This is a genomic window from Acaricomes phytoseiuli DSM 14247 (assembly GCF_000376245.1).
Classification (GTDB): Bacteria; Actinomycetota; Actinomycetes; order Actinomycetales; family Micrococcaceae; genus Renibacterium; species Renibacterium phytoseiuli.
In genome coordinates this window covers 1-25,703 of record NZ_AQXM01000038.1, presented here as the reverse complement: position 1 = coordinate 25,703, position 25,703 = coordinate 1, and the positions used below count along the sequence as shown (strand labels likewise).

Annotated in this window: 21 protein-coding genes, 1 tRNA gene, 1 pseudogene and 1 riboswitch; of the genes and pseudogenes, 13 read left to right on the top strand and 10 right to left on the bottom strand. The window is 62.9% G+C overall.

Annotated elements, in window-relative coordinates; genetic code table 11:
* The coding region (locus C501_RS0101865; protein WP_026174505.1) for a transposase at nt 1-164 on the bottom strand (164 nt) is incomplete at its 3' end.
* 37 nt (nt 165-201) lie between these two features.
* Complete coding sequence (locus C501_RS0101860; protein WP_018133934.1) at nt 202-1,716, bottom strand: molybdopterin-dependent oxidoreductase; 1,515 nt, start codon at nt 1,714-1,716, stop codon at nt 202-204.
* A gap of 82 nt (nt 1,717-1,798) precedes the next feature.
* Here C501_RS0101860 and sigK point away from each other — a divergent pair, with 82 nt between their 5' ends.
* Both sigK and C501_RS0101850 read left to right on the top strand, forming a co-directional pair.
* On the top strand, nt 1,799-2,512 hold the full coding sequence (gene sigK, locus C501_RS0101855) for an ECF RNA polymerase sigma factor SigK (protein WP_245532375.1): 714 nt from the start codon (nt 1,799-1,801) through the stop codon (nt 2,510-2,512).
* Nucleotides 2,505-3,263: an anti-sigma factor gene (locus C501_RS0101850; RefSeq protein ID WP_018133932.1), complete on the top strand. Its 759-nt coding sequence runs from the start codon at nt 2,505-2,507 to the stop codon at nt 3,261-3,263. Before sigK ends, C501_RS0101850 begins: the two co-directional genes overlap by 8 nt.
* Before the next feature lie 54 nt (nt 3,264-3,317).
* On the opposite strand, the gene C501_RS12145 is transcribed toward C501_RS0101850, so the two are convergent.
* The 3 genes from C501_RS12145 to bla all read right to left on the bottom strand — a co-directional run bounded on the left by C501_RS12145 (nt 3,318) and on the right by bla (nt 7,101).
* The gene (locus C501_RS12145; RefSeq protein ID WP_051064440.1) at nt 3,318-4,442 is read right to left on the bottom strand and encodes a VIT1/CCC1 transporter family protein; all 1,125 of its coding nucleotides are present in this window, start codon (nt 4,440-4,442) and stop codon (nt 3,318-3,320) included.
* Nucleotides 4,443-4,544: 102 nt separating this feature from the next.
* Nucleotides 4,545-6,110 (bottom strand): sodium:solute symporter family protein, encoded by a 1,566-nt coding sequence (locus tag C501_RS12140; RefSeq protein WP_018133930.1) that lies wholly within the window; start codon nt 6,108-6,110, stop codon nt 4,545-4,547.
* Nucleotides 6,111-6,165: 55 nt separating this feature from the next.
* Nucleotides 6,166-7,101, bottom strand: coding sequence for a class A beta-lactamase (gene bla / locus C501_RS0101835; protein WP_211206323.1), 936 nt, complete (start codon nt 7,099-7,101; stop codon nt 6,166-6,168).
* A gap of 203 nt (nt 7,102-7,304) precedes the next feature.
* Nucleotides 7,305-7,500, top strand: a riboswitch (M-box (ykoK) riboswitch).
* 316 nt (nt 7,501-7,816) lie between these two features.
* Here bla and mgtA point away from each other — a divergent pair.
* On the top strand, nt 7,817-10,582 hold the full coding sequence (mgtA, locus tag C501_RS0101830; protein ID WP_018133928.1) for a magnesium-translocating P-type ATPase: 2,766 nt from the start codon (nt 7,817-7,819) through the stop codon (nt 10,580-10,582).
* On the opposite strand, the gene C501_RS0101825 is transcribed toward mgtA, so the two are convergent.
* Both C501_RS0101825 and C501_RS13490 read right to left on the bottom strand, forming a co-directional pair.
* Nucleotides 10,583-10,840 (bottom strand): DUF2283 domain-containing protein, encoded by a 258-nt coding sequence (locus C501_RS0101825; protein ID WP_018133927.1) that lies wholly within the window; start codon nt 10,838-10,840, stop codon nt 10,583-10,585.
* A gap of 16 nt (nt 10,841-10,856) precedes the next feature.
* On the bottom strand, nt 10,857-11,693 hold the full coding sequence (locus tag C501_RS13490) for a M15 family metallopeptidase (protein WP_018133926.1): 837 nt from the start codon (nt 11,691-11,693) through the stop codon (nt 10,857-10,859).
* Between the two features lie 194 nt (nt 11,694-11,887).
* On the opposite strand from C501_RS13490, the gene speB reads away from it, so the two are divergent.
* The 4 genes from speB to C501_RS0101800 all read left to right on the top strand — a co-directional run bounded on the left by speB (nt 11,888) and on the right by C501_RS0101800 (nt 15,791).
* Nucleotides 11,888-12,901 (top strand): agmatinase, encoded by a 1,014-nt coding sequence (speB, locus tag C501_RS0101815; RefSeq protein WP_156807576.1) that lies wholly within the window; start codon nt 11,888-11,890, stop codon nt 12,899-12,901.
* Nucleotides 12,898-14,580 (top strand): thiamine pyrophosphate-binding protein, encoded by a 1,683-nt coding sequence (locus C501_RS0101810; protein WP_018133924.1) that lies wholly within the window; start codon nt 12,898-12,900, stop codon nt 14,578-14,580. The genes speB and C501_RS0101810 overlap by 4 nt, the downstream gene beginning before the upstream one ends.
* Before the next feature lie 135 nt (nt 14,581-14,715).
* Entirely contained in the window at nt 14,716-15,336 is a 621-nt protein-coding gene (locus C501_RS0101805; protein WP_018133923.1) for a CE1759 family FMN reductase, read from the top strand.
* 185 nt (nt 15,337-15,521) lie between these two features.
* Nucleotides 15,522-15,791, top strand: a complete 270-nt coding sequence (locus tag C501_RS0101800) for a GlsB/YeaQ/YmgE family stress response membrane protein (protein ID WP_018133922.1) — start codon at nt 15,522-15,524, stop codon at nt 15,789-15,791.
* Between the two features lie 116 nt (nt 15,792-15,907).
* On the opposite strand, the pseudogene C501_RS12130 reads toward C501_RS0101800, so the two are convergent.
* Nucleotides 15,908-17,044 (bottom strand): annotated as a pseudogene (locus C501_RS12130) (glycosyltransferase family 4 protein).
* A gap of 196 nt (nt 17,045-17,240) precedes the next feature.
* Between C501_RS12130 and C501_RS0101790 the strand changes: the two are divergent.
* Together C501_RS0101790 and purN are read left to right on the top strand one after the other, a co-directional pair.
* Nucleotides 17,241-18,524, top strand: coding sequence for a cell division protein PerM (locus tag C501_RS0101790; protein WP_018133919.1), 1,284 nt, complete (start codon nt 17,241-17,243; stop codon nt 18,522-18,524).
* Between the two features lie 24 nt (nt 18,525-18,548).
* Nucleotides 18,549-19,112 (top strand): phosphoribosylglycinamide formyltransferase, encoded by a 564-nt coding sequence (purN, locus tag C501_RS0101785; protein ID WP_018133918.1) that lies wholly within the window; start codon nt 18,549-18,551, stop codon nt 19,110-19,112.
* 1 nt (nt 19,113) lies between these two features.
* Here purN and C501_RS0101780 read toward each other — a convergent pair whose 3' ends face one another.
* A complete protein-coding gene (locus tag C501_RS0101780) occupies nt 19,114-19,890 on the bottom strand; it encodes a hypothetical protein (RefSeq protein ID WP_018133917.1) in 777 nt (258 codons plus the stop codon).
* A gap of 173 nt (nt 19,891-20,063) precedes the next feature.
* A complete protein-coding gene (locus tag C501_RS0101775) occupies nt 20,064-21,560 on the bottom strand; it encodes a glycoside hydrolase family 3 protein (RefSeq protein WP_018133916.1) in 1,497 nt (498 codons plus the stop codon).
* A 160-nt stretch (nt 21,561-21,720) separates the two neighbouring features.
* On the opposite strand from C501_RS0101775, the gene purH reads away from it, so the two are divergent.
* The 4 genes from purH to C501_RS0101755 all read left to right on the top strand — a co-directional run bounded on the left by purH (nt 21,721) and on the right by C501_RS0101755 (nt 25,197).
* Nucleotides 21,721-23,373 (top strand): bifunctional phosphoribosylaminoimidazolecarboxamide formyltransferase/IMP cyclohydrolase, encoded by a 1,653-nt coding sequence (gene purH, locus C501_RS0101770; protein ID WP_018133915.1) that lies wholly within the window; start codon nt 21,721-21,723, stop codon nt 23,371-23,373.
* A 102-nt stretch (nt 23,374-23,475) separates the two neighbouring features.
* Complete coding sequence (locus C501_RS0101765; RefSeq protein ID WP_026174502.1) at nt 23,476-23,808, top strand: hypothetical protein; 333 nt, start codon at nt 23,476-23,478, stop codon at nt 23,806-23,808.
* 90 nt (nt 23,809-23,898) lie between these two features.
* Nucleotides 23,899-23,983 (top strand) — tRNA-Tyr (locus C501_RS0101760).
* An 83-nt stretch (nt 23,984-24,066) separates the two neighbouring features.
* Complete coding sequence (locus C501_RS0101755) at nt 24,067-25,197, top strand: tyrosine-type recombinase/integrase (RefSeq protein WP_018133913.1); 1,131 nt, start codon at nt 24,067-24,069, stop codon at nt 25,195-25,197.
* Nucleotides 25,198-25,703 lie beyond the last annotated feature (506 nt).

The window sequence follows — 25,703 nt, the reverse complement described above, 5'->3', positions numbered from 1 at the left end:
AGGCCCGGCACGCGCCCGTCTTCGATGTTTGCTTTCTTCAGCCAGTTGAACAACGAGGCTTCGGAAATCCCGAAGTCTCTCGCAATCTGCGATAACGGGGCCCGGGCTTTACGGGCCACAGCCACGACATCGTCACGGAACTCTTTCGGATAGGGCTTGGGCATGAGATACATCCTTCCAGCGAGGACGAATCCTCACAGATCAGATGTCAACCAAACCCGGGGCAGACCCTCGCCACTGCCGCCAGGTATCGTTGCTGGGCACTGCACCCAGGGTGGCCCGCTGCCAAGGGCCTTTATCGAAGCGGACTTCTACCGCATCGACACCGGTGTGCTGAGCCCAGGCAGTACCCGCGACGACTACCGGCCCGGGAGTCAGCGAGGCGAAGGACTTCGGCACTTCAATGCGGGAAGCGAGCTTGATGGGTGCCTTCTCGGCGTATCCGCGCGGGGTCCAGTAGGCCTGTTTCTGGTCGAAGCGAGTGACTTCCATGCTGACCACCCATTTAGTCGCGGAGACGTAGCCGTAGAGCCCCGGCACCACCATCCGTACCGGATAGCCGTGTTCGGGCGGCAGGGGCTCGCCGTTCATCGCCATCGCCAGAATGGCGTCTCTGTTGGGGTCGGTCAGGGCGTCCAGCGGAGTCCCGGCGGTATAACCGTCCTGAGACATCGAAAGAACCATATCCGCGTCATCGGAGACTCCGGCCTTGCTGAGCAGATCCCGGATCGGTACCCCGGTCCAGATCGCGTTGCCTGCCAGCTCGCCGCCCACTTCATTCGAAACGCAGGTCAAGGTGACGCTACGTTCCAGCACCGGCATCGTCAACAGCTCTTCGAAGCTCACCGTGACCTCCTGGTCGACCATGCCGAAGATCCGCAGAGACCATTGCTGCGGATCGATCTGCGGTACGGTCAGGGCGGTATCGATCCGGTAGAAATCGCCGTTGGGAGTCACGAAAGGGCTCAGACCGTCGATGTTGAGATCGGTCCCTTCCGGTAATGCCTCCGGGTTCTGAGCTTGCGGGATGACGAATCGGTAAGCGGTAGTCGCGGCTTGGCTGATCGCCCTGCCGACCGCGATGCCGATGACGCCGATCGCGGCCGCGCCGATGGCCAGCTGGCCGAAAGAGCGTCGGGCGATGAGCCCTGCTCGTTCCGTACCCTCCGTCGCTGAGGCAGGAGCTTGCGTTGATGGCTTCTGCAACGCTGAGATCAAAAATCTCAGCACCAAAACAGAGAATGCGCCGCCGGCCAAAGCCGGTAGCGCGGCACTCCAGCTGGCATTAGCGCGGGTTATCGCCGCGAGCACCCCGGCGATGCCGAAGACAGTAATGAAGACGCTGCCGAGGGGTGGCCGGAACCGTTCGGCGATACCGGATACCGCGGCGAAAACGGCTATGCCCGCACCGATGCTGATGAGCAGAACGAGTTTATCCTGAGTGCCGAAGAGCGAGATCGCCAGATCCTTGAGGAAAGACGGAACGATATCGATGATGAAGGCGCCGACCGCGAGCATGGGCGAGACGCCTCCGGGCAGCAGGGCTGAGATCAGTTCCGAAAGGCCTAAACCGGCCAGGGCGGCTAGCAGGCCGGAGAGCCCGGCGCGGCGCAGTTTCCTGGCTCCGCTGCCTGCCGGCTGCACTGTGCTCTCTGTTCTGTTCTCTTCGCCAAGCTGATCGTTTCCGAAAGCCGAAGACCTTCTGTGCTTGCTCATATTCGGGATTCGCCGCCGGCGGTGCTTTGGATAGCCCGCGAGGTGAACCTATCCATATCGCCGCCGGCAGCGAATGATCAGTATGGCGGCGCTTGTAATGAACTCGGGGTCTTCCGGCTCAGCGTCCGGTGTTGCGATTAAGCAGCCGGGTTGGTTTGTCGAGTCCGCATTACGGTCGTTCCAAGGCTATGCTGGGCAGACTATGAGTGCCGAGGATCAACGGTCTGCCGCTTCGACGGGAGTGGCCTCCCTGGAGGAACTGCTGGCCGGAGTCAGCCGTGGTGGGCAAGCGGAGTTCACCAGCTTCTACGAGCGCACTGCTTCCCGGGTCTATGGCTTAGCCAGGCGAGTCGTGATCGACCCTGCGCTGAGTCAAGATGTCGCCCAGGAAGTATTCGCCCAGGTGTGGGAGCAGGCGGTCCGCTACCGTGCAGAGCAGGGCAGTGCGCTCTCCTGGCTCATGACCATCACGCATCGACGAGCTGTCGATAAAGTCCGCTCTCAGCAGCGGGCAGTGGATCGGGAACAGGCGTACCTCGATGGCGAGTATCGGCCGCAGCGGAATCTCGTGGCAGATGCTGTCGAGGACCGGGTGGAAAGCCAGCAGCTGCGTTCCTGTCTCGAAGAACTGACTGGTATGCAGCGTCAATCGCTGCAGCTGGCATATTTTGATGGTCTTACCTACCGGGAGGTAGCGGAGAAACTGGAAGCCGGATTACCCGCGGTCAAGGCGCGGATCCGGGACGGGCTGATCAAGCTCGGCAGGTGTATGGGGGTGAAGTGGGGCGATGTCTGATCAGGAAGCCCTGGAATTAGCGGAAGTCTATGCTCTTGATGCGATCACGGAGCAGGAGCGGGCAGACCTTCTTGCGACGGTTCAAAAGCTATCCCCCGAGGTGCAGGAGCGATTTGATTCACGCGTCCGGGTGGCACGAGAGACTGCGGCGATGCTGAGCGCCGATCTGCAGGAAGCGCCGCCGGAAGAGCTGCGCCTTGCTGTGCTGAGCATCCCGCGTCAGCAGCGTCAGCAGCAACCGGTGCGGGCTGAATCCCAGCCCGTGGATTTCACTGCTCGGCGCCAGGCCAAACAGGAGCGTTCTGTGCTCAGTCGCTCACCGTGGCTGCTGGCAGCGGTGGCGGCTGTTTTGCTGTTCTTCGGGTTCGGTACGGGGTACTTCAGCGGTTCGCGCAATACCCCGGTAGCGCAGTCAGTTCTCGAGGCACCGGATATGCAGATGCTCACCGCCAGCTCGACTGAGGGCGGCCAGCTCCAGGTGATGCTCTCCGAGCAGCGCAACGCTGCCGTGGTGCTGTTCAGCGAGATGACGGCGCTTCCGGCGGACCAGGCATATCAGCTATGGCTGATCCAGGATGGTCAGCCGGTATCCGCTGCTGTATTCGATGGCGGATCCGCCGACACCTCCAGTGCTTCGGGTACTACTCTGATCAGCGATATCAATACTGCTCAGACCGTTGCGATGACGGTGGAACCGCGTGGCGGGGTTGAGGCGCCTACTGGCCCGGTTGTGGTTGCGGTAACGGTCTGAGGACGCCCTGTTGTAGACCTTGCGTGCTCAGACCGTTACCGCCTATCGACCCCATCAGCCTGCGACAGTGCCGAAGGCCAGGCCCAGAAGGTACGTGGCGATCGCGGCGCCGAAGCCGATTCCTAGCTGCCGCAGCGCGCGGGGCAGCGGTGGAGCGCCGGAGAGCAGGCCCACGACCGCGCCAGTAGCCATCAGGGCCAACCCCACGAGAACGACGGCGATGGCGATCGCCACTATTCCGGAGAGGCCGAAGATAAAAGGCAGTACCGGAATGATGGCACCGGAGGCGAAGAAGCAGAAGCTGGACCAAGCGGTGCCGAAAGCCGTGCCGACTGCCTCGTGGGCGTCGGGCTGATCAGTTTCTGTTTCGGTGCGCAGGGAAAAGTTCGGGTTGCAGTCGCAGGAGAACTGCCCCATCCGCTCGGCCGCACGGTGCTCTGCGTCTTCGAGGCTCATGCCCCGCGCGCGGTAGACGAGGGTCAACTCATTAGCATTGATATCCAGCGCCTTGGCTGCTGAGAGCGTGATCTGGGTGGGCAGCGAAGCACTCAGCAGCTCGCGCTGCGAACGCACCGAAACATACTCCCCGGCCCCCATGGAGAGCGCACCGGCGAGAAGCCCGGAAATACCGGCGAGGAGCATGGTCTCCGGGCCGGAGCCGGCCCCGGCCATACCCATCAGCAGGGCCAGGTTGCTGACCAGGCCGTCATTCGCGCCGAAGACCGCAGCGCGGAAAGTCCCGGACATGCGATTCCTGCCACGAGTGGCCAGGCCGCGGACCACCTCGCCGTGAATGGCTTCATCGGCCGCCATCTGCTCGGTGGCATCACGATCGGCTGCGTAGGGGGAACGGGATTCCGCTCGTTGCGCCAGGGCCAAGACGAAGACGGAACCGAAGCGCTTGGCCAAAAGGCCGAGGGCCCGGTTACGGAATGACGGGCCTCTGGTCTTCTCCGCATGCTCTCCGAGCAGTGCAACCCAGTGACTCTCATGACGTTTTTCCGCTTCGGCCAGTGCCAGCAGGATCTCGCGTTCTTCCCCTTGGCGTTTAGCGGCCAGGGTACGGTAGACCGCGGCCTCGGCGCGCTCATCAGCCAGATACATCCGCCAGCGTTTGATCTGCGCCCTGGACGGGCTGGACCCGGAAGATGCGGGGCCAGAGAGTTCAGTATGGGCCATGCTTCACCTCATTTCAGGCTCCACTGTAGCCTTATTTTCCGGCGTTTTTTGGCTGGCCTCCCGCAGTCTGAGGCTTAGGGGAGCCGCAAATTCTCATGCTGGTCAACGCTGATTGACGCTGGCCGGCTGATCCGGTTCGGCCGGGTTCTCCGCCCCACTAAGCCGGTTGCGCCAGGCGGCCATCACCCGGGAGTCGGTTGCCGGGGTGAGCAGTGAAACCAGGATGTAGGCGAGCAGCGATGCTGCCAGGCCGAAGTAGATCGGCTCATTCGCATACACCCCGTCGTCACTGGGGATCACACCGGTCGCGTAGAGCAGCAGGGCGATCACAGTGACGCTCGCGCCAAGAGCCATGGAGACCCCCGCAGCGATACCCGTGCCGCGTTTCCACACCAGGCCGCCCAGGATAGCCATGAGCAGGCCGCCGACCAGAATGTCATAGGCGATGGTCAGTGCTACCAGGACGTCCCGGACCAGGATCGCGATGAGAATCGCCACGATACCTAATAGCAGAACCCAGACCCGATTGGCTCGCACATCGTGCTCGGGATCGGTGTTCTGCTCCGCCTTGTCTGCCCCGCTGCTCTTGCCGAACCGGCCGGGGAGAAGCCCGGAGACGAACGGCAGAACATCGGTACGGGCTACGGTGGCCGCTGCGATCAGTGCACCGGATGCCGTGGACATCATGGCGGCGACGGCTGCGGCGAGCACCAGCCCGCCCAGGCCCACCGGCAGCAGAGCTGAGGCCACTTCGGCGTATACGGCATCTTTGCCGCCCGCAGTCACGTCGATCTGCGGCAAGGCGACCCGTGCTGCCATCCCGATGAGCGCCCCGGCAATGCCGTAAAGAACGCAGTAGATGCCGGCGGTCGCCCCGCCCCAGCGCGCCACAGTGGGGGAGCGGGCCGTGAAAACCCGCTGCCAGATGTCCTGGCCGATGAGCAGGCCCAGGGTGTAGACCACGAAGTAGGTCACGATGGTCTGCACGCCGATGCCATCGATCTGGAAGAAGCTTTCCGCGACCCGGCCGCGCAATGCCTCGAAGCCGCCGTCACGGCCCGCAGCGGCCAGGGCGAAGGGGAGCATCAGCAGGAAGACGCCGATGGTCTTGATCGCGAACTGCGCCATATCGGCCAGCGTGATCGACCACATGCCGCCGATCGTTGAATAGACCAGCACGATCGCCCCGCCCACGGCGATCGCGACCCAGCGCTCCCAGCCGAAGAGCACCACGAAGATCGTGGCGTAGGCGCTGGTGGAGGTAGCGCAGAGCACGAGCGTGTAGCCGAGCATCACGATGCTGGAGGTCTGCGTGGCCTGATGCCCATACCGCAACTGCAGCATTTGGGAGACCGTGTAAATCCGCAGTCTCTGCAAGCGGCCGGCGAAGAGCAGGCTGAGCAGGAGTACTCCGGTGCCGATTGCCGCTACCAGCCAGAGTCCGGAGATCCCGGCGGTATAGCCCAGACCCACCCCGCCGACGGTCGAGGCCCCGCCGAGCACCACAGCAGCCATCGTCCCGGTGTAGAGCATCGGTCCGAGCCGCCGGCCTGCCACCAGGAAGTCTGCATTGTTCTTGGTGCGCCGCTTACCCCAGAAGCCGAAGCCGATCATGGCCGCCAGGTAGACCAGGACGATGGCGATGTTGACGATGTTGCTACTGGTCATGAAGCTTTTCTCCCAGAGGTGGGCGCTATGGCGGTGCCGTTTCGGTTGATGGTAGCTAGCTCAGGGCCGCCAGGGCGACTCGGGCGGTCTGCGCGATCGCGGCATCGTTGCTCTGCGCATCCTGCCGCTGCGTCCGGGTCAGCACGGCCAGGATGACCGGCGGGGCATCGGCCCGGAAGACCGCTCCCACATCATGAGCGGTGCCATAGGAACCCGAGCCGGTTTTATCGGCCAGTCTGGCTCCTGCCGGGAGCGCCGCCCCGAACCGCTTGGCGGAGGTGGTGTTCCCGCGCATCCAGGTCCGCAAGACGTCCCGGGCCGCCGGTGCCAAACCGTCGCCCACCAGGAGCGCGTCGAAGATCCCGCACAGGTCAGCCGGGGTCGAGGTGTCCCTGGGGTCCCCGGGAAGAGCTTCGTTCAGCTCGGTTTCCCAACGATCCAGGCGGGTGTTCCGGTATCCCAGTGAGTTCGCGAAGGCGGTCACCCCGGCGGGGCCACCGATCTGTTCCAGGATGAGATTCCCCGCCGTGTTATCGCTGTAGCGCAGTGCTGCTTCGCAGATCTCGGCGAGAGTCATCGTGGCGCCCGCGTGCTTTTCGGTAATGGGTGAATAATCCACCACGGCGTTCTGCGCTATCCGGATGGCCTGCCGTAGATAGTCGGTGTCCTCGGCGTGCTGGGCGAGCATCGCTCCCACTGCGATGGGCTTGAACGTGGAGCACATCGGGAATACCTCTTCGGCTCGATGACTGAGCCGGGCCTCTCCGTTGACGATGGCACAGAGGCCGATCCGCAGATCTGAATCGCTTTCATAGCGATTCAGCAGGGAGGTCAGCTCCTGGGGCACCGCTCCGCCGCTTTCCGCTCCGCCGCACGAACTCAGCAAGACGCTCAGGCCAGCGCCGGAGCCCAGGGCCAGCAGCAGCCGCCGGCTGAGCGCCGGCTGTGAGCTTCGCGCCTGATAACCGGATGATGGGAGCGGGATGACCATCACTCCAGTCTGCTGCATGTTCCCGCAGATCCCCTGAAATATTCAAGAAATAAAATATATTTGCTGAGGCAACTTCATGGATGAGGTCTTCTGAGGCTTGTTCCCGATAAGTTTCCCCGAGCTATTCGTCTCTCTGGGGAAGGGCTATGAACTCGTTCATGAGCTTGCTTCTGCCTCATCCGGGGTCTATGGTGAATACGCAAGGTGCCACTCGATAGCTGAGGCTCCTTCGCGGAAAGATGCCAGCGATCCTAAACGTCGAGAGACGCCCCGGATCAGGACAGACCACTCCGGCCTAAGGGGTGATCCCGATTGGCTCCCTGTGATTTCCTGAGCTCCGCTCGACCGATCACGAGGGTCACGACGCGAAGTGCCAAAGGCCTGACGAGGAGGGGCAGTCGCCGGCAGTAAGCCGGACCTCTCGAACCTGCGCAAATGTGCCCTCAGGCCGTTCTGCGCGGGCTGTGCACTGCGCGCTGAGGAGGGGAGAGAACCATGAGTTCCGGTCATAGACCCAGCCCCGCAACCGGTATCTGAGCAGTCGAGATCTGCTTATCCGGGCCGCGGGACGAGCCAATCACAGGGCCTTAGCAGTCCTGATGAACCCCGTTACTTTTCCCCGACCTTCGTGATCCTTCCTGCTTTCGCGCATCGCTGCTGAAGCCTGCCCGGAACGGCAGCAGAACACGATGGCTTCTTTGATCGGAGAACCGCCATGCAGATCACTCCTACTCGCCCGGCCGCTCCGCCCGGCAGTGCAGGTAACACCATGCGGACCGATGCGCTGGATCAGCGCAATGACCGCAAAACCCAGCGCCGCAATGCCCGGCTCAGCGCCCGGCTGGCCGAGCGCGCCGCCATCCTGGCCGCAGCTGCCACCACGCCGAATGCGGAACTGCTAGAACAGCTGGGCACCAGCCATATCGGCCTGGATGTCTCCGAAATCCAGGAGCGCCAGGAGCGCTACGGCCGCAATGAGGTTAGCCATGACCGGCCGGCTCCGGCCTGGCTGCAGTTCCTGAGTGCATTCAACAACCCTTTCGTCTGGATCCTGTGCGTCCTGGCGGCCATCATGTTCGTGACCAATGTGCTGCTTGCCAGCCCAGAAGATGGCCAGGACTACAAAGGTGTCCTCACCCTAAGCGTGATGGTGCTGGTCTCGGTGACCATGCGTTTCTGGCAGGAGTACCGCTCCGGTAAAGCCGCCCAAGCGCTCCAGTCCATGGTGCAGACCACTACCGCGGCCACCCGTCAGGATGATGCGGGCAACTCGGTGACCCGAGAGATCCCTATTGAAGACGTGGTTCCCGGCGATATCGTCGAGCTCGCCGCAGGAGACATGATTCCCGCTGACGTGCGCTTCCTACGTACCAAAGATCTGCAAGTGAACGAAGGTATGCTGACCGGCGAATCCCTGCCCACGGAGAAGTCGCCGGTGACGGCGGCGGATATCACCCCGGTGAACCTTCTGGACGCGGACACCCTCGGTTTCATGGGCACTTCGGTGATCTCCGGCAGCGGTACGGCCGTTGTGGTGCACACCGGTGCCGAGACCTATTTCGGGGCGATGAGCGCACAACTGGCCGGCAAGCGCCCGGAGACCAGCTTCGACGCCGGCGTGAAGCGGGTCAGCTTCCTGCTCATCAAATTCATGCTGGTCATGGTTCCGGTGGTTTTCATCATCAACGGCATCACCAAGAACTGGAGCGATGCCTTCCTGTTCGGCCTCGTTACCGCTGTCGGGCTGACCCCGGAGATGCTGCCGATGATCGTCACGGCGAATCTGGCCCGGGGTGCGGTGAAGATGTCTCGGCACAAGGTGATCGTGAAGCGGCTCAACGCCATTCAGAACCTGGGCGCGATGGACGTGCTGTGCACGGATAAGACGGGGACGCTCACCGAAGACCGGATCGTCCTGGAGCGCCACCTGGATACCAGGGGCACCTCCAGCCTCAATGTGCTGCGGATGGCCGCGGCCAATGCCCGGTTCCAGACGGGGCTGCGCAATCTGCTCGACCGGGCGGTGCTCGATGCCGCCGGGCCGCAGATCCTGGACGAGCTGGATGGCGCGTACACCCTGGTCGATGAAGTTCCTTTCGACTTCAGCCGGCGCCGGATGACGGTGATCCTCACCGGCGGAACCACGCCCCTGATGATCACCAAGGGCGCGGCAGAAGAAGTGATGGAAGTGTGCACCGCAGTCATGGTCCAGGGCAAGCCGGAGCCGCTGACCGCCGAGCGCCAGGCTGAACTGAATACGCTGGTGGAGACCCAGAATGCCGAAGGCATGCGCGTTCTGGCCCTGGCCGTGCGCAATGTCCCGGCGGATCGCGGCGAAGACTACTCGGTGGTCGATGAGCGGGAGATGACTCTGATGGGCTTCCTGGCCTTCCTGGACCCGCCCAAGGCCTCGGCCGCTTCCGCCGTCGAGGCGCTGCGCAACCACGGCACCTCGGTGAAGGTCATCACGGGGGACAACGAGCTGGTGGCTCGCACCGTCTGCCGGCAGGTGGGCATCGATACCGGTGTTCCCGGTGCGCCGCAGGCCTTGTTCACCGGTGCTGAGCTGGAGGAGCTGGATGAGGCCGCCTTCGCCGAGGCGGTTGAGGCCGGGGACGTCTTCGCCAAGGTCAACCCGATGCAGAAAGCCCGGATCGTCGAGCAGCTGCAGCGGGCCGGGCACACCGTCGGCTTCATGGGCGACGGGATCAACGATGCCGCCGCATTGCGTGCCGCCGATGTCGGGATCTCCGTGGACACCGCCGTGGATATCGCCAGGGAGTCCGCGGACATCATCCTGCTGGAGAAAGATCTCATGGTTCTGGAGGCCGGTATCCAGGAAGGCCGCCGGACCTTCGGCAACATCATGAAGTATCTCAAGATGACGGCGAGCTCGAACTTCGGGAACATGTTCTCGATCCTCGTGGCCAGCGCCACCTTGCCGTTCCTGCCGATGATCCCCGTCGTGGTGCTGCTGATGAACCTGGTCTACGATCTGTCCATGCTCTCGCTGCCCTGGGACCGGGTGGATAAGGAGTACTTGGAGAAGCCGCAGAAGTGGGAGACTCGCGGCCTGGCCCGGTTCATGGTGCAGGTCGGCCCGCTCTCCTCGATCTTCGATATCTCCACTTTCGCCCTGATGTGGTTCGTTTTCGGGGCGAATTCCCCGGAGAACGCCGGGCTGTTCCAGACTGGCTGGTTCGTCGAATCGCTCATCACGCAGACCTTCATCGTGCATATGCTGCGCACCGGGCGCATTCCCTTTGTGCAGTCCCGGGCTTCCTGGCCGGTGATGGTGGCGACCGGTGCGGTATGCCTGTTCGCTCTCATGCTGCCGTTCCTCGGCTTCGGGCAGTCCCTGGGCCTCGTGGCGCTGCCGTGGACGTACTTCCCGTGGCTGCTGGGCACCCTGCTGGCGTACTGCCTGGTGGTTCAGGGCGTCAAGACGCTCTACATCCGTCGCTACGGTCGCTGGCTCTGATCAGCTCCCGCGGGCAGGCCCCGCTCGACATCCCTCGGCGGGGCCTGCCTTGGCGATCAAAGCGCTTGGCAGGACGTCTTGCGCATTGAGAACTTCGATACCGAGGAGGCGGCCGTCTGAGTCGAAGTCCAGGGTGATATCCCCCTGATTCCCAGGAGTCATGATCGAGTGAATCTGTTGCGAGGACGAACCCTCTGCTATGTCATCAACGAGCATGATGTAGGCGGAGTCGGCTTCTGCATTGTAGGTGATCTTCATCGTTATATATGCCTCATCAGGAACATTTATTGCGGGTGCTTCCCGGTGGCAGGGGAAGCAGGGCGTGGTTCTGGTAGATCTGATTCACCCGGGTGCAGCCCAGCTGGAAGTGCTGATAGTCGTAGTAGCCTTCCCGGAAGAATTCGCCATAGGCCGCCGCGGGTGGGTAGCCCCAGTTCCCGCCCCATTCGTAGCCCCGGCGCTGCCAGGCTCGTTGGACTTCCCCGTAGCGGATGATCGCGCCCTGACTTTGCGGATCATACGCAGCCCCGGGCGGAATGATCTTCCGCGAACCGGCCGGAAGCGTAGTGTCCTGGCTGGTATCCATAGGGTTGGTGAAGGTGTTGATATCGAAGGCAGCGCCTTTGGCGTGCTCCGAGATCCCGGTGCCCCGGAGAGTATCAGGGCGGTAGCAGGAAGAGTTGTTGACCGCCATCGAGCGGTCATCAGATTTTTCGTCATCGTAGCCGAACTGGGACTGCGGGATCACCGAAGCAATCGGGAAGCCGATCCGGAACATCTCCAGGAAAATCCCTTCGGCCTCACCCGCCAGGGCCCGGTTCACAACGAGCTGACCGAGGTGAACAGCGCCATCGTAGCCCCGGTAGATCACGGACAGGACGCTCAGATAAGGACGCATCTTGTCGATATAGCCCTGAACCCGCGGGTTCCTGGAGTTGCCGATAGCCTCGCCCTCGGTGAGCAGGCTGTCGATGACCAGCCCGCGGCGCGAGACTCCATAAGCTTTGAGAGCGCCTTCGAGCGGATCGCCGGCTCCGGAAAGCGCCATGGCGGAAACTCCGCCGAGCACCGAAGCGCTGAAGGTTCTGCGGGGGATCATCGAATCACTCATTTCCACCACCCTGTTGTCAGCACCTCCGCCCGGGAGATCGCCCAGCGGGTTTCGGCCGCTCCCGGTTCTTGCAGGCAAGTATATGTGCGGGAAAAACAGCGGACAATGGTTCCGGGAAGATCGGGGGCCTCCGGATGAACGGCTCGGCGCAACGCCGATCCTGTGCGCCGATCGCATGCGGTAGCATGGCGCCCATGCCCCAGAGTTCTGCCCCTCAGCGCCTCATGGCCCAGGGAAATCTCGGTCCTATCGATTCGTCACTGACACCGCGTTACGCTGGTGCCGCGACCTATGCCAGATTGCCGCGGATCGATGAGGTCGAACGCGCCGATATCGCGGTGGTCGGGGTGCCCTTCGATTCGGGGGTCTCCTACCGCCCCGGGGCGCGCTTCGGCAGCAATCACATCAGGGAATCCTCGCGCCTGCTGAGGCCGTACCACCCCGCTCAGGACATCGCGCCCTTCGAAGTGGCGCAGGTGGTGGATGCCGGGGATATGGCCGTCAATCCGTTCCATATCGATGAAGCGATCAATACCATCCAGCAGAACGCGCTGGAGCTGACTCAGGACGGCGCGAAGCTGCTGACCCTCGGCGGAGATCACACTATCGCGCTGCCGCTGCTGCGCGCCGCCGCGGAGCGTGCCGGAGCCCCGGTGGCACTGCTGCACTTCGACGCGCATCTGGACACCTGGGACACCTACTTCGGCGCCGAGTACACCCACGGCACTCCCTTCCGGAGGGCAGTCGAGGAAGGCATCCTGGATACCGAGGCGATCAGCCACGTCGGCACCCGCGGCCCGCTGTACGGCAAGAAAGATCTTGAGGACGACCGGCGCTTCGGCTTCGGCATCCTCAGCTCGGCCGATGTCTTCCGGCAGGGCGTGGACGAGGTCGTGCACCGGCTCCGAGAGCGCATCGGAGACCGCCCGCTGTACGTTTCCATCGATATCGATGTGCTCGATCCGGCGCATGCGCCCGGAACCGGCACCCCCGAAGCCGGCGGCCTCACGAGCCGGGAGCTGCTGGAGATCCTGCGCGGTCTGCGCGGAGCGAATCTGATCGGCGCCGATGTGGTGGAAGTAGCACCGGCCTATGATCATGCCGAAATCACCGGTATCGCGGCTTCGCATATCGCCTATGACCTGGTTACCCTGCTGGCCGATGGCGTGCAGCGGGAAAAGCAGCTGGATGGAGAGGATGTCCGATGAGTGACGCTCGCGCGGAGAACGTGCAGCTCGATGTCCGCAACGGCGGAGACCTGGTGGTGGAAACCCTTGCCGCCCTGGGCGCGCGGACCGTGTTCGGCATTCCCGGCCAGCATGCGCTGGGTCTTTTCGACGCCTTGGGCCGCTCCGAGCTGAACTTCATCTCCTCCAGGGTGGAGAACAACTCGGCTTTCGCGGCGGACGGTTATACCCGTGCTACCGGGGAGGTCGGCGTGCTCTTCCTCTCGACCGGCCCGGGCGCGCTGACTTCGCTCGCGGGCCTGCAGGAGGCGTATGCCACGGGTGTACCGATGGTCGTCATCGCCTCGCAGATCCCCATTGACGGTCTCGGTGCCCGCCGCAAAGGGATGTTGCACCAATTGGACGACCAGAAAGCGTCGGCGGCCAATGTCACTAAGAGCCAGCGGCTGATCCAGTATGCCTCGGGTATCCCCTCGGCGATCCAGGACGCCTGGACCGAGGCGGTTTCCTCGCCACAGGGCCCGGTGTGGATCGAAATCCCGCAGAACGTACTTCTGGACCCGGTCTTGGTGCCGCAGGTGGAGGATGCGCTCGCGGAGCCGTTCGATAATCCGCCCCGGGTGGAGTTGACCCGCGAAGCGGTTAAATGGCTGGCCGAGGCCCGCCGGCCGGCGATCGTGGCTGGTGGGGGCGTTCGGCGCGGCCGGGCGGAACCCTGGCTGCTGTCCATCGCGGAGAAGCTCCGGGCCCCTGTGGTGTGCTCTCCGGGAGGCAACGGCGCTTTTCCCTGGACGCATCCGCTGTCCCTGCAGTCGTGGGTCGAGGATCAGTACCTCACCGAGGTGCTCGCGGACGCGGATGTGCTCCTCGTCGTCGGCTCCGCCCTCGGCGAGGTGACGAGCAATTACTACACCCTTGAGCCGCGCGGCAGGATCATCCAGATCGATGCCGAACCGCGGGTGCTCGAATCCAACCGCCCAGGGTTGGGGATCCGCGCTGACGCAGGCCAGGCCCTGCAGGCTCTCGATGAAGCCCTGACCCCTCAAGTCTTAGCCGATGCCGATCCGGACTGGTACGGCGGTACTCCGGAACAGCTGGTGACGCAGACTCTGAGTAAGATCATGGCACGGCTGGACGGCCAAGACCTTGCCAAGGAACGCGGTTTCATGGCCGGCATCCGCGCCGCGGTGCCGGATGATATGCAGACGTTCTGGGATATGACCATCGCCGCGTACTGGGGCTGGAGCTGCTGGGATTCCCGGGACGGCGAGTTCCACTCCGCCCAGGGTGCCGGCGGCCTGGGCTTCGGATTCCCCTCGGCCATCGGCGGGGCGGTGGGCCTGCGCCAGCAGGGCAAGCCCGCCAGGGTTCTGGCGGTTTCCGGGGATGGTTCGGCGATGTACTCGATCGCGGAACTGGCCACGGCCAAGCAGCACGATGTTCCCGTGACCTGGTTGATCGTCGATGACGGCGGGTACGGCATTCTCCGCGAGTACATGGAAGGGGCCTTCGGCAAGGCCACGCATAGCGAGCTATCCAGGCCCGATTTCGTCGCCCTGGCGGAATCCTTCGGGGTCCCTGCTCGTCGAGTGGCCCCCGAGCAGATCGCTGAGGCGCTGACCGAAGCCTTCGCGGCAGACGGCCCGAATGTGGTCGTGGTGGAGACTCTGCTCAAGATGTTTGCCCCCACCCATCTCTGAGTCAGCTGCGCGCCCGGGTGCAGCCCTGAACGCGCGGGCGCAGTTGAGCGGAATAAACAGCGGCTTGATCGAATTCTCCCATTGAATGCAAACGCATCTATTTAGATGGTTCGCGCAAGATGAGAGGGAAAGTCGATGCGGTACAGCATCGTCGTCGTCACGGCGGGGTTGAATGTTCTTTCGCAGAGCCGGGTGCTGGCTGACAGGTTGGCAGCCGAGGCGAAAGCCCAGCTGCACAGCATGCTCGGCCATGATGCCGGGCACGAGGTGGCGATCCGGGTGATCGAGCTGCGTGAGCTGGCCGTGGACATCGCCGGCAAATTCGCGAACGACACTGCATCGCCGACACTTCAGCGAGCCCTTCAGGACGTCTCTTCTGCCGATGCGGTCGTCGCGGTGACCCCGGTCTTCTCGGCCTCCTACAGCGGCCTTTTCAAATCCTTCGTGGACATCCTCGACCCGAAGTCGCTCGATGGCGTCCCGGTTGCCTTGGGTGCCACCGGCGGCAGTGCCAGGCATGCGCTAGTGGTAGATACCGCGCTGCGCTCCCTCTTCTCCTACTTGCGGGCGGCGCAGACGCCCACCGGTGTCTTCGCCGCCCCCGAAGACCGGGAGGGCGGCAAAGGGCAGCTACTCATGGAGCGGATTCGGCACGCCGGGCGTGAACTCGCTCTGCTCATCGCGGCCCGACCGGCCCTCGGTACCGAGCTCCCCGAGTTGGCACCGGAATATGCGCAGCTGCTGGTTGATCGCTGAGGTCTGATGAAAGTCAGGCCAGGATCGACGGCTGACATGATGCAGGTCACATAAAAAATTTCGACTCCGGTCGTGAGGATTCACCGGATCGCTCCGACTTATATGCGGGTAGAGCGTAGCGTATGGGCGCTGCCTCGAAGTCGATATGCGATTAGATGAACATTGTTTAGACGTTGGGAGAGGGAATGGGTTTCTTTGCATTCTTGATTCTGGGCCTCATTGCAGGCGCTCTTGCCAAGTTAATTCTGCCGGGGCGTCAGGGTGGCGGGTGGATCACCACCATGATTCTCGGTGTCGTCGGAGCAATGGTGGGTGGCTGGTTGGGTGGCCTGATCTTCAACGTGTCGCTTACCGAATTTTGGTCGCTTTCGACGTGGGTACTCGCGATTGCGGGCTCGGTGATTGTGTTAATCATTTGGGGGGCGATTACCGGACGCAAAAGCGCCAAAGCCTGAGGCTAACAGGCAAGCGCTCCGCGACAAGAGGTGGGCCGGACATCCAGCGAACGGGATGCCCGGCCCACCTTCCATTTTTATACCGCTTCAGCGCCGGGGCCGTGTGCGGGAGACATTCAGCGTTGGTGCGCAGCTAGCTGGCGCTGGGCGATGGCGGCCCGATAGTGATTGGTGAGCTGAGTGCAGACCGCGCCCCAGCTGCGGCCCTGAACAGAGAGCTGAGCGGCCCGGGCAAAGGCCGCGCGTTTCGCATCGTCGCCCATGGGGTCCTCTACATGAGTCCGGAGTTGGCGAAGATCTTTTGGCGGGTATAGCCAGCCAGTGCGGGAGTTATCTACCAGGTCGAGGGGCCCGCCCCGGCCGGTGGCTACCACGGGGACGCCGGAGGCCATGGCTTCTTGGATCGTCTGGCAGAAAGTTTCGGATTCGCCCGGATGTACGAAGAGATCGAAATCCGCCATCGCCCGAGCGAGTTCTTCACCATCCAGGAAGCCCGTGAAGTGAGCGTGCGACAGGTGCTCCCGGAGCTGGTTCCGTAAGGGCCCGTCCCCGATAATCACCAGTTGAGTGCCCGGAATATCGGCGATCGCGCTGAGATCTTTCACTTGCTTCTCGGCAGCAAGCCGACCCACATAACCGATGATCTTCTGATGCTCTGCCCCCGCTGCGCGCCGCAGCACACCATCCCGTTTGGTGGGGTGGAAGCGCGCGGTATCTACGCCGCGCCGCCACAGCGATACCCGGGGGATGCCGTGACCGCGAAGCTGATTGACCGCGAAGCTCGAAGGTGCCAGAGTCCGGTCTGCCAAGAGATGGATGTTCTCGATCCGCCGCCAGGCCCAGTTCTCCAGTACCGTTAGACCATAACGGGCGGTATAGGCGGGAACTTCGGTCTGGTACACCGCCACGGTCGGCAGTTCCAGCTGATGCGCAGCCCGGACCGCGCGCCAGCCGAGCTCGAAAGGCGATGCGAGATGCACCACATCCGGGCTGAAGGATTCCAGGATCCGTTTCATCCGGTTCACCTAGCCGAACGCCACACGCAGATCTCGGTACCCGGCCAGGGGTAGCGCGGGAACCCGGTGCACCGCTGCGCCGTAGACTTCGGCTGGGGCTTCCGGGTCAGCCGTACTCGGTGCGATCACCAGAGCCTGATCGCCTTGGATCTGCAGCTGTTTGAGGACTCTGAGCAGGGAGTGGGTGACCCCGTTCATATTCGGTAAGAAGGACTCAGCGAATAGCGCGACTCTCACGACTCCATCCTGTGCATCCATCTTGACCGGCAGGCGCGCATGAGGTTTCATCCAAGGGAAATCTGGGTGAACTCGGCTTAAAACCACGCGGACTTCGTATTTTCGGCGGGGATGTGCGGAGGCCGGCAGCCGCTTCATGGGACGATGGAGGGCGATGAAACTAAGCAGAGGGCAGAGCGGCAGGTTGGGCTTTCCCATGCCGCTCTGGCTCCAGGGGGCGGTGGAGGCGCTGCAGTTGGCAGTGCTGAGCCTGCTGCCTCTGCTGGTAGCGATTCTCGCCGTGTATTTCACGGGCGGCCTCGGCTCGCCCAGCCCGGATCTGCTGGGCCGGTTCATCGGGCAGGCGTGGCTCCTGATGCACGCTGTACCTTTCTCCGTTTCATTGCCCGGTGCAGATAGTGCTGCTGCCGCGCAGAGCGGCGTCTTCAGCCTGGTTCCGCTGGGTTTGCTGCTGATCCCTTTCTTTCTGGCTCGCCGGGCCGGCCGCAGGCTGGCCCGAGCGGCCTATACCGATCAGCTCTGGCAGCCGCTGCTGAGCGCGGTGCTGCTCTATGCGCTGGCCGGCCTGGCTGTGGGCTACGCGGCCAGGACTCCGGAGGCATCCGCATCGCCCGTGCTGGCCGCCCTGATACCGCTCATCCCGATGCTCGTGGGTCTGCTGACCGGAGTCCGCAGGGAAGCGGGGAGCTGGATTCCGCTGATCGGCCAGAGCGGTGTGGACCGGATATCCGGCTGGGGGCAGGTATCGCGTTGGACCGGGTCCTATCTATGGTCAGTGGCCCGCGCCGGATTCCTCGCCGTCATCGCTTTTTTGGGGCTCGCCACGCTGCTGCTCGCGGTCAACTTGGCCCTGCACTGGGCAGAGATCGTCGCTGTCTATCAGGGGGTGCGCGCAGGCCCGGTCGGGGGAGCAGTACTGACTTTGGCGCAGATCGCGTTCTTACCCAATCTGGCGGTCTGGACCATGGCCTGGTCCGCCGGCCCCGGCTTCGCGCTGGGCGTCGGGAGTAGCGTGAGCCCGTTAGCCACGGAGGTGGCCCCGGTGCCGGCCATCCCGGTGCTCGCCGCACTGCCGGTAGGGCAATTGGATTGGGGCGTTCTGGCACTACTGCTGCCGGTGCTGGCAGGGCTCCTTGCCGGATGGTGGTTCCTGCGCGAAGGCGAGAACCACCTGGCCGATTGGTTCGCCTTGAAAGTCGAGCCGCCATGGCTCGCCACGATCTTCTCCACCGTGAGCCTGGGTGCGTTGATCGGCTTAGCAGCCGGAGTCCTCTCCAGTATTCTCGCCTGGTTGTCCCAGGGTTCCCTGGGCTTCGGCCGGTTGACCGATATCGGCCCCAACCCGTTCCTGGTCGCCGCGTGGGTAGCGGTAGAGGTGGCGATCGGCGCGGCGATCGGTCATAGTGCCGCACCGTGGCTGGAAGGCTTGCGGATGCGCCGCCAGGAGCGGGAAGAATTCGACCCATTTGCCAGCAGTTAGTCCGCAGACGGTTAGGCTGTGAGCATGCGCCTTGTGGTCTTAGCGTCCGGTTCCGGCTCGAACCTGCAGGCGCTCATCGACGCGATACATCGTGATGAACTGCCGGTGCAGATCCTGGCGGTGGGCTCAGACCGGCCGGGGACGTATGCCTTGGAACGAAGCGCCGCTGCGGGCCTGGAGACCTTCGTGGTCGACTACCGGAGCTTCCCGGATCGTGCCGCCTGGGATGCCGCCTTACTGGAGGCGGTGCTGGGCTTTCAGCCCGATTATGTTCTCTCCTCTGGATTCATGAGGATCGTGGGGGCTGATTTCATCGGGGCTTTTCCGCGCCGCTACCTCAATACGCACCCCGCTCTCCTTCCGGCTTTTCCGGGCGCGCACGGCGTCCGCGACGCCCTGGCCTACGGTGTTAAAGTCACCGGCTGCACGGTGATGTACGCCGATGAGGGTGTTGATACCGGGCCGATCATCGCCCAGCGTGCGATCGATGTGCTCCCGGAAGACGATGAAACAAGTCTGCACGAACGGATCAAAGCCGCTGAGCGCGAGCTGCTTATCCAAGTGCTCAGGGATCTAGCTGCGCAGTGACTCAGCTCTTGGTCACGGAGATCATCTGCTGAGCCAGCTGCGGAGGGATATCAGCAAGCACCGCGATGATCGCGGCTCGTGCGGACCCTCCTGCAGCGGCTAAAGCGGCTGCAGAATGCTCTTTGCTCAGGCCCGTTGCGATCATCACGGTGCGCTGCGCAGCGGTGAGACTCTGTTCATCGAGAACACCCAGATCACGGTATTCGAGCTGGACGGACAGGCCCGAGCGCTGAGCCAGTACGGAGGCGATAGCGTTGGCGAGCGGCTGCTGCTCCGCGGTGTCGAATTGGAGTAGTTCGGTGACCGCCAGCGCTCCGTGCTGTTCGATGCTGGCCATCGCGGTCCGGGTATAGGCGCTGTTGGCTCCTAACAGAACCAGACAGTCCTGTGCGGTCAGGTTCAAGGCGAGCAGGTCTGCTGCGGCGTCCCGCAGATGTTCTCGTGCAGCCTGCGCGCGGTGCAAGGTCCTGGAGGCTGGCTGAGGCCCCGGGAGATCCCCGGCAGAAGCTTGCGGGCACGTGCCGAGTTCGATGATGGCGAATTTGCCGTCACCAAAGACATAGATCAGCCTGCCGCCCCTGGTGATTCTCCGGATTATGTCATCGAAACGTCGCACGATTTTCTCGGTGAGCTGGCAGCCGTTGCGCTCCGGCGTGGTGCCTGATTCTTCCGCTGTTTCCAGTGGCGTCCAGTTGAATCCGGAGACATCGATGAAAACCGAGTTCGCAGCTTCTTCCAGGAAGTCATCGCAGGAGCACACTGAGGGTGCGTCGACCATTTCCGACCTTTCAGGCCATACTCACTCACGCATCCGGATAGAGGCAAGCAACTGGCTTGTTTTCACCATATTCTAAACCGGTTTCAGGGCATCTGGGAGGTCTGTGTGCTATGTACTACGGAAATCCACAGACCCCACGGGAACCAGAACGATCTGGGCGCTCCCGCTCGGCTTTAGCTGACTCTATCTGCAGTGTCTGCGTCGTTGTCTGCATCGTGCGCATCCAGGATGATCCGGATGGCAGCCTGGGCACTGAGCAGGGATGCACCGAAACAGGTCAGCACTGGGAGAGGCATAGCGCCCTGCGGTTCGAGCCCGGCGTTGATGCAGACGAGATCCGGGTGAGCTTCGGCGAGTTCGGCCAGTCGAGTGTACTGCGAGCTGCCGGGGTGCAACGCATCGGCCAGGACGAGGTCCGGAGTCTGCGCGCTGCTGATCTTGAAATGCTCTGCTAGGGCGATCGCAAAGAAATTCGGCAGCGCCCCTGCGGCGAGGTTAGGACTTTCCCGGATGTCTTCGATGACGATGCTGCTGCGCTGCCTGACCGCATCGGGCAGCTTGGCGCGGCCGGTGCAAGCTTGCATCGTCAGCGCCAGCCAATCCGGAGCCTGAGACGGCAGCTCCGCGGTTTCTTCTACGGCTGCAGTCCGCTGGCTCCGAAGCTTCCGGAGCCGCCGATGCGCTTCTATGATTCGTGTTTCCGAGATCCGTCCATCGCGCACTGCGGCGAGCAGAGCATCCCGGATCTCTGCGTACTCGCGCTCATCCTGGCCCGGTTCGGCTGGGCCCCCTGCGTAGTCGCTGTTGGACGGGTTCCCGACGCAGAGCAGGTCGGCTCCGGCCAGAATCGCCTGCACCGCCCCCTCTCCGGACCCCATGGTGTCCCGGACCGCGGCCATGTCCAGAGCATCAGTGATGAGCACACCGTCGAACCCGGTATTCCGAAGCAGCGCCACCGCCCGCGGGTTTAGTGTGGCAGGCAGATCGCCCAGTTCAGGGACGACGATATGAGCGCTCATCATTGCCGCAACCCCGGCTTCAGCCGCGGCCTGGAAAGGAGGCAGATGCTGTTCGATGAACTCCGATAGCGGAACCGTCACTCGGGGCAGTTCACGGTGCGAATCTGTCACGGTGTCTCCGTGCCCTGGAAAATGCTTAGCGCAGGCCAGGGTTGAAGGCCTTCCGTTCTGCATCCCACGGATCATCGCGGTGGTATGTCGAGCCGCAAGAGTCTGATCTGCGCCGAAAGAGCGCACTCCGATCACTGGGTTCCCTGGGGCGGTGTTCACATCTGCAACGGGGGCCAGATTGAGATCGACACCGCTGCGTCGGCAGAGTCGAGCCAGCACCGCTCCGGCGGCCTCGGTGGCCGTGGGGTCGTCGATCCGGCCCAGCACGGCCGCGGTCGGCAGGAGGGTGTCAGCTGTTGCGGGTAATCGGGTGACGGTGCCACCCTCCTCGTCTGCACCGATGATCGCCTCCGGGCTGATCTGATGAATCCGTGCGGAGAGCTGCGCTACCTGCTCGGCTGAGGTGATGTTATGGCTGAAGTAGACCACTCCGGCTAGACCTTGCTCCAGTGCCTCGTGCAGCCAGTCAGGAACCGTCTCGCCGAGGAAACCGGGCCAGATCAGACCGTTGACGGCTTTGCTGAGATTCTCCGAGTCCACCTGCTGAACCTATGCTCCCGGTTCAGAGGTGTCAACGACCAGTGCGCACCAGTCGTAGATTAGACTGGCGGGGTCCCAGGCCAGCCAGCCGGCACTGCATCCGCCGGCAGCCTCTTCGTGTGAACTGATCGTGACTTACGTGACTTATCGGGAGAATGACATGACCTCTGACCGCCCTGATGTCCTGCCGATCCGCCGTGCGCTGATCTCTGTCTATGACAAAACTGGTGTCGAGGAGCTGGCCGAGGCCCTGCACGCGGTCGGTGTGTCCATCGTCTCCACCGGTTCCACGGCGGCACGGATCGCTGCCGCAGGTATTCCGGTGACGGCGGTCGAAGAGGTCAGCGGCTCCCCGGAGATGCTCGATGGCCGGGTCAAGACCCTGCACCCCCGGATTCACGGCGGAATCCTTGCGGATCGGCGGCGGCAGGAGCACGTCCGGCAGCTCGAAGAGTCCGGGATAGAGCCCTTCGATCTGGTGGTGGTCAATCTCTACCCCTTCGCGGAGACTGTGAGGTCCGGAGCGGGCCAGGATGCAGTGATCGAGCAGATCGACATCGGCGGCCCGACGATGGTGCGTGCCGCGGCCAAGAACCATGACTCAGTGGCGGTCGTAGTGAACCCCGGGAAGTACCCGGAAGTGGCCGAGGCGCTGGAGCACGGCGGTTTCAGCCGGGAAGCCAGGCAGCGCCTGGCCGCGGCTGCTTTTGCGCACACCGCAGCGTACGACACCGCCGTGGCGAACTGGACGGCTGCTCAGTTCGGTGAGGACGCTGCTCAACAGAACCTCTGGCCGCCCTATATGGGCTTGGCCCTGGAGCGTTCCGAAGTGCTTAGGTACGGGGAGAATCCGCATCAGCCGGCTGCGCTCTATGCGGACCAAGGGGCCTCTGCCGGTATCGCCCAAGCGGACCAGCTGCATGGAAAAGCTATGAGCTACAACAATTTCGTGGATGCTGATGCTGCTCTGCGCACCGTTTTCGATTTCGCTGAGCCCGCGGTGGCGATCATCAAACATGCCAACCCCTGCGGGGTGGCTGTTGCCAGCGCGGGGCCGGATGATTCAGCCGAACAGGGTGCTGAGCCGGATCCGGTGGCCGAGGCGCACGCCAAGGCGCATGCCTGCGACCCGCTGAGCGCTTATGGCGGGGTCATCGCCGTGAACCGTCCGGTGACCGCCGGGCTGGCAGCCAATCTCCAGGGTGTGCTGACCGAGGTCATCGTCGCTCCGGAGTTCGAGCCGGAGGCTCTGGCGCGGTTGCAGCTGCGGCAGGATATCCGACTACTCAGCCTGCCCGATGGGTATCAGCGGGACCCCGCAGAATTCCGTCAGGTTTCCGGTGGTGCCCTGATGCAGCTGGCTGATCGGCTGGATGCTCCCGGTGACGATCCTGAGCAGTGGCGTCTAGTGGCGGGCGAGGATGCGGATGCCGCCACGATGGCGGAACTGCGATTCGCCTGGCGAGCTGTGCGCGCGGTCAAGTCCAATGCGATTCTGCTCGTCAAGGACGGCGCCTCGATCGGGATCGGGATGGGTCAGGTCAACCGCGTGGATTCCTGCCGGCTGGCTGTGGAGCGGGCGAATTCCCTGCTGACGGATCAGCAGGGCCAGCCGGTAGAACGCGCCCGGGGCGCTGTTGCCGCGTCTGATGCTTTCTTCCCTTTTGCCGACGGTCTGCAGGTCCTGATAGACGCCGGTGTGCGTGCGGTGGTGCAGCCGGGCGGATCCAAGCGGGATGAAGAGGTGGTCGCTGCCGCACAGGCGGCCGGAATCACCATGTACCTCACCGGCTCCAGGCATTTCTTTCACTGAGTTCCGTCCTTCTTGAGGTTCACCGCAACAGGCTCCCAGATTCATAGCGGGCATTGAGCTTCTGCGGAGCGCCGCCATAAGGGCGTGTAGCACAGTGGGGTCATGGAACCTCCAGAACGTCAGCGTCCTTCTAGTCGAACTGTTCGATACGTCGTGCGCGGTGCCCGGTCCATAGCGGGAGCTGCCTTCGGTGTGGCCACGGTTGGAGCATTCGCGACTCTGACCCCGATAACGGCCAATGCGGCTGGTGCGAGCAGCGCTTCCGGGTCCATCAGCACTTCAGTGTCCCAGCAGGTTCTGGGCGGAGCGACAGGGGCCAGTGCCCGGCTTGCCGGCGTGCAGCGGGATCTGGCCCGAGCGGTGGCCCTGGGGCAGGTCACGACGGAGCAGGCGCGTCGCTTCGAAGCGAAGCTGAACAAGCGTCTGAGCGGCTGAGGCTCAGGGGCCTGAGGGGCTCGGCTGTCCAGGATTCGATTCTTCGCGGGGTTTTCTGTAAAGTTATGGTGCTCCGTCATGGAGCCGCAAGGCAGATTACCCGAGCGGCCAAAGGGGGCTGACTGTAAATCAGCTGGCATCGCCTACGGGGGTTCGAATCCCTCATCTGCCACCATAAAGCCCCTGCTCAGGCAGGGGTTTTTGGTTTCTTGTTGACAATATTTGCTGGGGTGTTGACACAGAGTCTACGCTTCCCACATGGCTAGCATCCGCGAACGCTTCCGCAAGGATGGCTCGATCACGTACACGGTGCTCTGGCGCGATCCATACACAAGGAAGCAAGAGTCCTACGCCACGTCAGAGCAAGAGGTTGCACGGCTTATAAAGAGACTTCTCGACGAAAACGGCCAGGACTGGGAAGCCACTGAGAGGCTGATAGACCAAACCGCCGCCACTGGACCAACCCTCATCGAAGCCGTTGAGGAGCACATCAAGATGAACGCCCGTGCAAGCTCAGGCACCAGGGGGGCATACAAGCGATATGTGGAGCAGCACCTCAGTCCGTTCTTTCAGCGACGGAAGCTCTCTGCCATTGGGTACCGTGACATCAGCCAGTGGGTGCAGTGGATGTCTGGAAAAAAACTCGCCCCAAAGTCGATAGCAAATGTCCATGGATTGCTCAGCTCCGCGATGAAAACCGCGATGCGCCTCGGCTACATCGACACCAACACCTGCGAGGGCATTACCCTCCCCAGGACAGAGTCAGCCGAGGAAGGCCTCAATATGCTCACCCATGAGGAATTTGAGGTTTTCATCGAATCGCTGGATGAGCATTTTCACCCGTTCGCCCGCTTTTTGGTGGGCACTGGTCTCAGGTTCAGTGAGGCCACCGCACTCACCTCCGAGCACTTCACACTGGATACCGACCCTGCGCTAGTCAGCGTAAAAAGAGCCTGGAAGGAGGACGAAAAACGCCGACCATATCTCGGCCCACCGAAGAGCCGCCGCTCACGTCGCGCAGTCTCAATGGATGATGAGACTGCAAAAATCGTTCGCCCCCTCGTGGAGAGAGCTGATGGCCGACTGGTTTTTACAATGAAGCGCGGGGGACCGATCCGCACGGGCAATCTCTACGCTGACTACTGGACACCAGCGGCAGCCGCCGCAGTAAAAGCGGGGTTGCGAAAACGCCCCAGCGTGCATGACCTTCGGCACACCCACGCGTCCTGGATGATTGATGCGGGCATGGACCTGTACGAGCTGTCCCGGAGGCTGGGACACGAGTCCATAAAAACAACCGAGTCAGTGTATCTGCACCTAATGCCTGCGGCGCACCGGCGAGGGGCTGAGATTGCTGCTAGGGCGATTAGGGGTGAAGATACGTTTTAGCCATGAAGATTTTAGGGACGGTTCGTGACGATGCCGGGGTGGTGAGCACGGTCTAGATCGAGCGTGATGCGTACGACGATGAGGCTTACCGGGCGGTCAAGGCGTTGACTCCGGAGGGGTGGACCTTCTTGCACGTGAAGGTGGATCGGTGAGTGTCTTCTGAAAGCCTATGCGTGGGTGACACAGTTTTATCGGCCACCGCTTTACTCAGTTATTTCATTGAAGTAGTGGTATGCCTATGGCGATTGAGGTAACGCCAATGATCAGTAATACAGCGATGACTACCGTCACAGTGTTTCGTTTTTTCACTCTGATACCGTATCAAGCCGAGAGGCGAACATCTGGCCCGTATCGGCCGCGAGCAAGACCCGGGGTAACCCAAAAAACCGCCCCGCCTCACCAGTAACGGTGAGACGGGGCGGGTGCTGGCTTAAGGGGGTCTGCCCCGGGTTTGGTTGACAGTTGGGGTTTGGGGTGATCAGGCCGCTTTCGCGTCCGTGTAGATC

What these genes read in the sequence shown, in the direction of transcription:
- C501_RS0101860 (WP_018133934.1), bottom strand. Translation starts at nt 1,716, where the DNA reads ATGAGCAAGCACAGAAGGTCTTCGGCTTTCGGAAACGATCAGCTTGGC.
- sigK (WP_245532375.1), top strand. Translation starts at nt 1,799, where the DNA reads ATGGCGGCGCTTGTAATGAACTCGGGGTCTTCCGGCTCAGCGTCCGGT.
- C501_RS0101850 (WP_018133932.1), top strand. Translation starts at nt 2,505, where the DNA reads ATGTCTGATCAGGAAGCCCTGGAATTAGCGGAAGTCTATGCTCTTGAT.
- C501_RS12145 (WP_051064440.1), bottom strand. Translation starts at nt 4,442, where the DNA reads ATGGCCCATACTGAACTCTCTGGCCCCGCATCTTCCGGGTCCAGCCCG.
- C501_RS12140 (WP_018133930.1), bottom strand. Translation starts at nt 6,110, where the DNA reads ATGACCAGTAGCAACATCGTCAACATCGCCATCGTCCTGGTCTACCTG.
- bla (WP_211206323.1), bottom strand. Translation starts at nt 7,101, where the DNA reads ATGGTCATCCCGCTCCCATCATCCGGTTATCAGGCGCGAAGCTCACAG.
- mgtA (WP_018133928.1), top strand. Translation starts at nt 7,817, where the DNA reads ATGCAGATCACTCCTACTCGCCCGGCCGCTCCGCCCGGCAGTGCAGGT.
- C501_RS0101825 (WP_018133927.1), bottom strand. Translation starts at nt 10,840, where the DNA reads ATGAAGATCACCTACAATGCAGAAGCCGACTCCGCCTACATCATGCTC.
- C501_RS13490 (WP_018133926.1), bottom strand. Translation starts at nt 11,693, where the DNA reads ATGAGTGATTCGATGATCCCCCGCAGAACCTTCAGCGCTTCGGTGCTC.
- speB (WP_156807576.1), top strand. Translation starts at nt 11,888, where the DNA reads ATGCCCCAGAGTTCTGCCCCTCAGCGCCTCATGGCCCAGGGAAATCTC.
- C501_RS0101810 (WP_018133924.1), top strand. Translation starts at nt 12,898, where the DNA reads ATGAGTGACGCTCGCGCGGAGAACGTGCAGCTCGATGTCCGCAACGGC.
- C501_RS0101805 (WP_018133923.1), top strand. Translation starts at nt 14,716, where the DNA reads ATGCGGTACAGCATCGTCGTCGTCACGGCGGGGTTGAATGTTCTTTCG.
- C501_RS0101800 (WP_018133922.1), top strand. Translation starts at nt 15,522, where the DNA reads ATGGGTTTCTTTGCATTCTTGATTCTGGGCCTCATTGCAGGCGCTCTT.
- C501_RS0101790 (WP_018133919.1), top strand. Translation starts at nt 17,241, where the DNA reads ATGCCGCTCTGGCTCCAGGGGGCGGTGGAGGCGCTGCAGTTGGCAGTG.
- purN (WP_018133918.1), top strand. Translation starts at nt 18,549, where the DNA reads ATGCGCCTTGTGGTCTTAGCGTCCGGTTCCGGCTCGAACCTGCAGGCG.
- C501_RS0101780 (WP_018133917.1), bottom strand. Translation starts at nt 19,890, where the DNA reads ATGGTCGACGCACCCTCAGTGTGCTCCTGCGATGACTTCCTGGAAGAA.
- purH (WP_018133915.1), top strand. Translation starts at nt 21,721, where the DNA reads ATGACCTCTGACCGCCCTGATGTCCTGCCGATCCGCCGTGCGCTGATC.
- C501_RS0101765 (WP_026174502.1), top strand. Translation starts at nt 23,476, where the DNA reads ATGGAACCTCCAGAACGTCAGCGTCCTTCTAGTCGAACTGTTCGATAC.
- C501_RS0101755 (WP_018133913.1), top strand. Translation starts at nt 24,067, where the DNA reads ATGGCTAGCATCCGCGAACGCTTCCGCAAGGATGGCTCGATCACGTAC.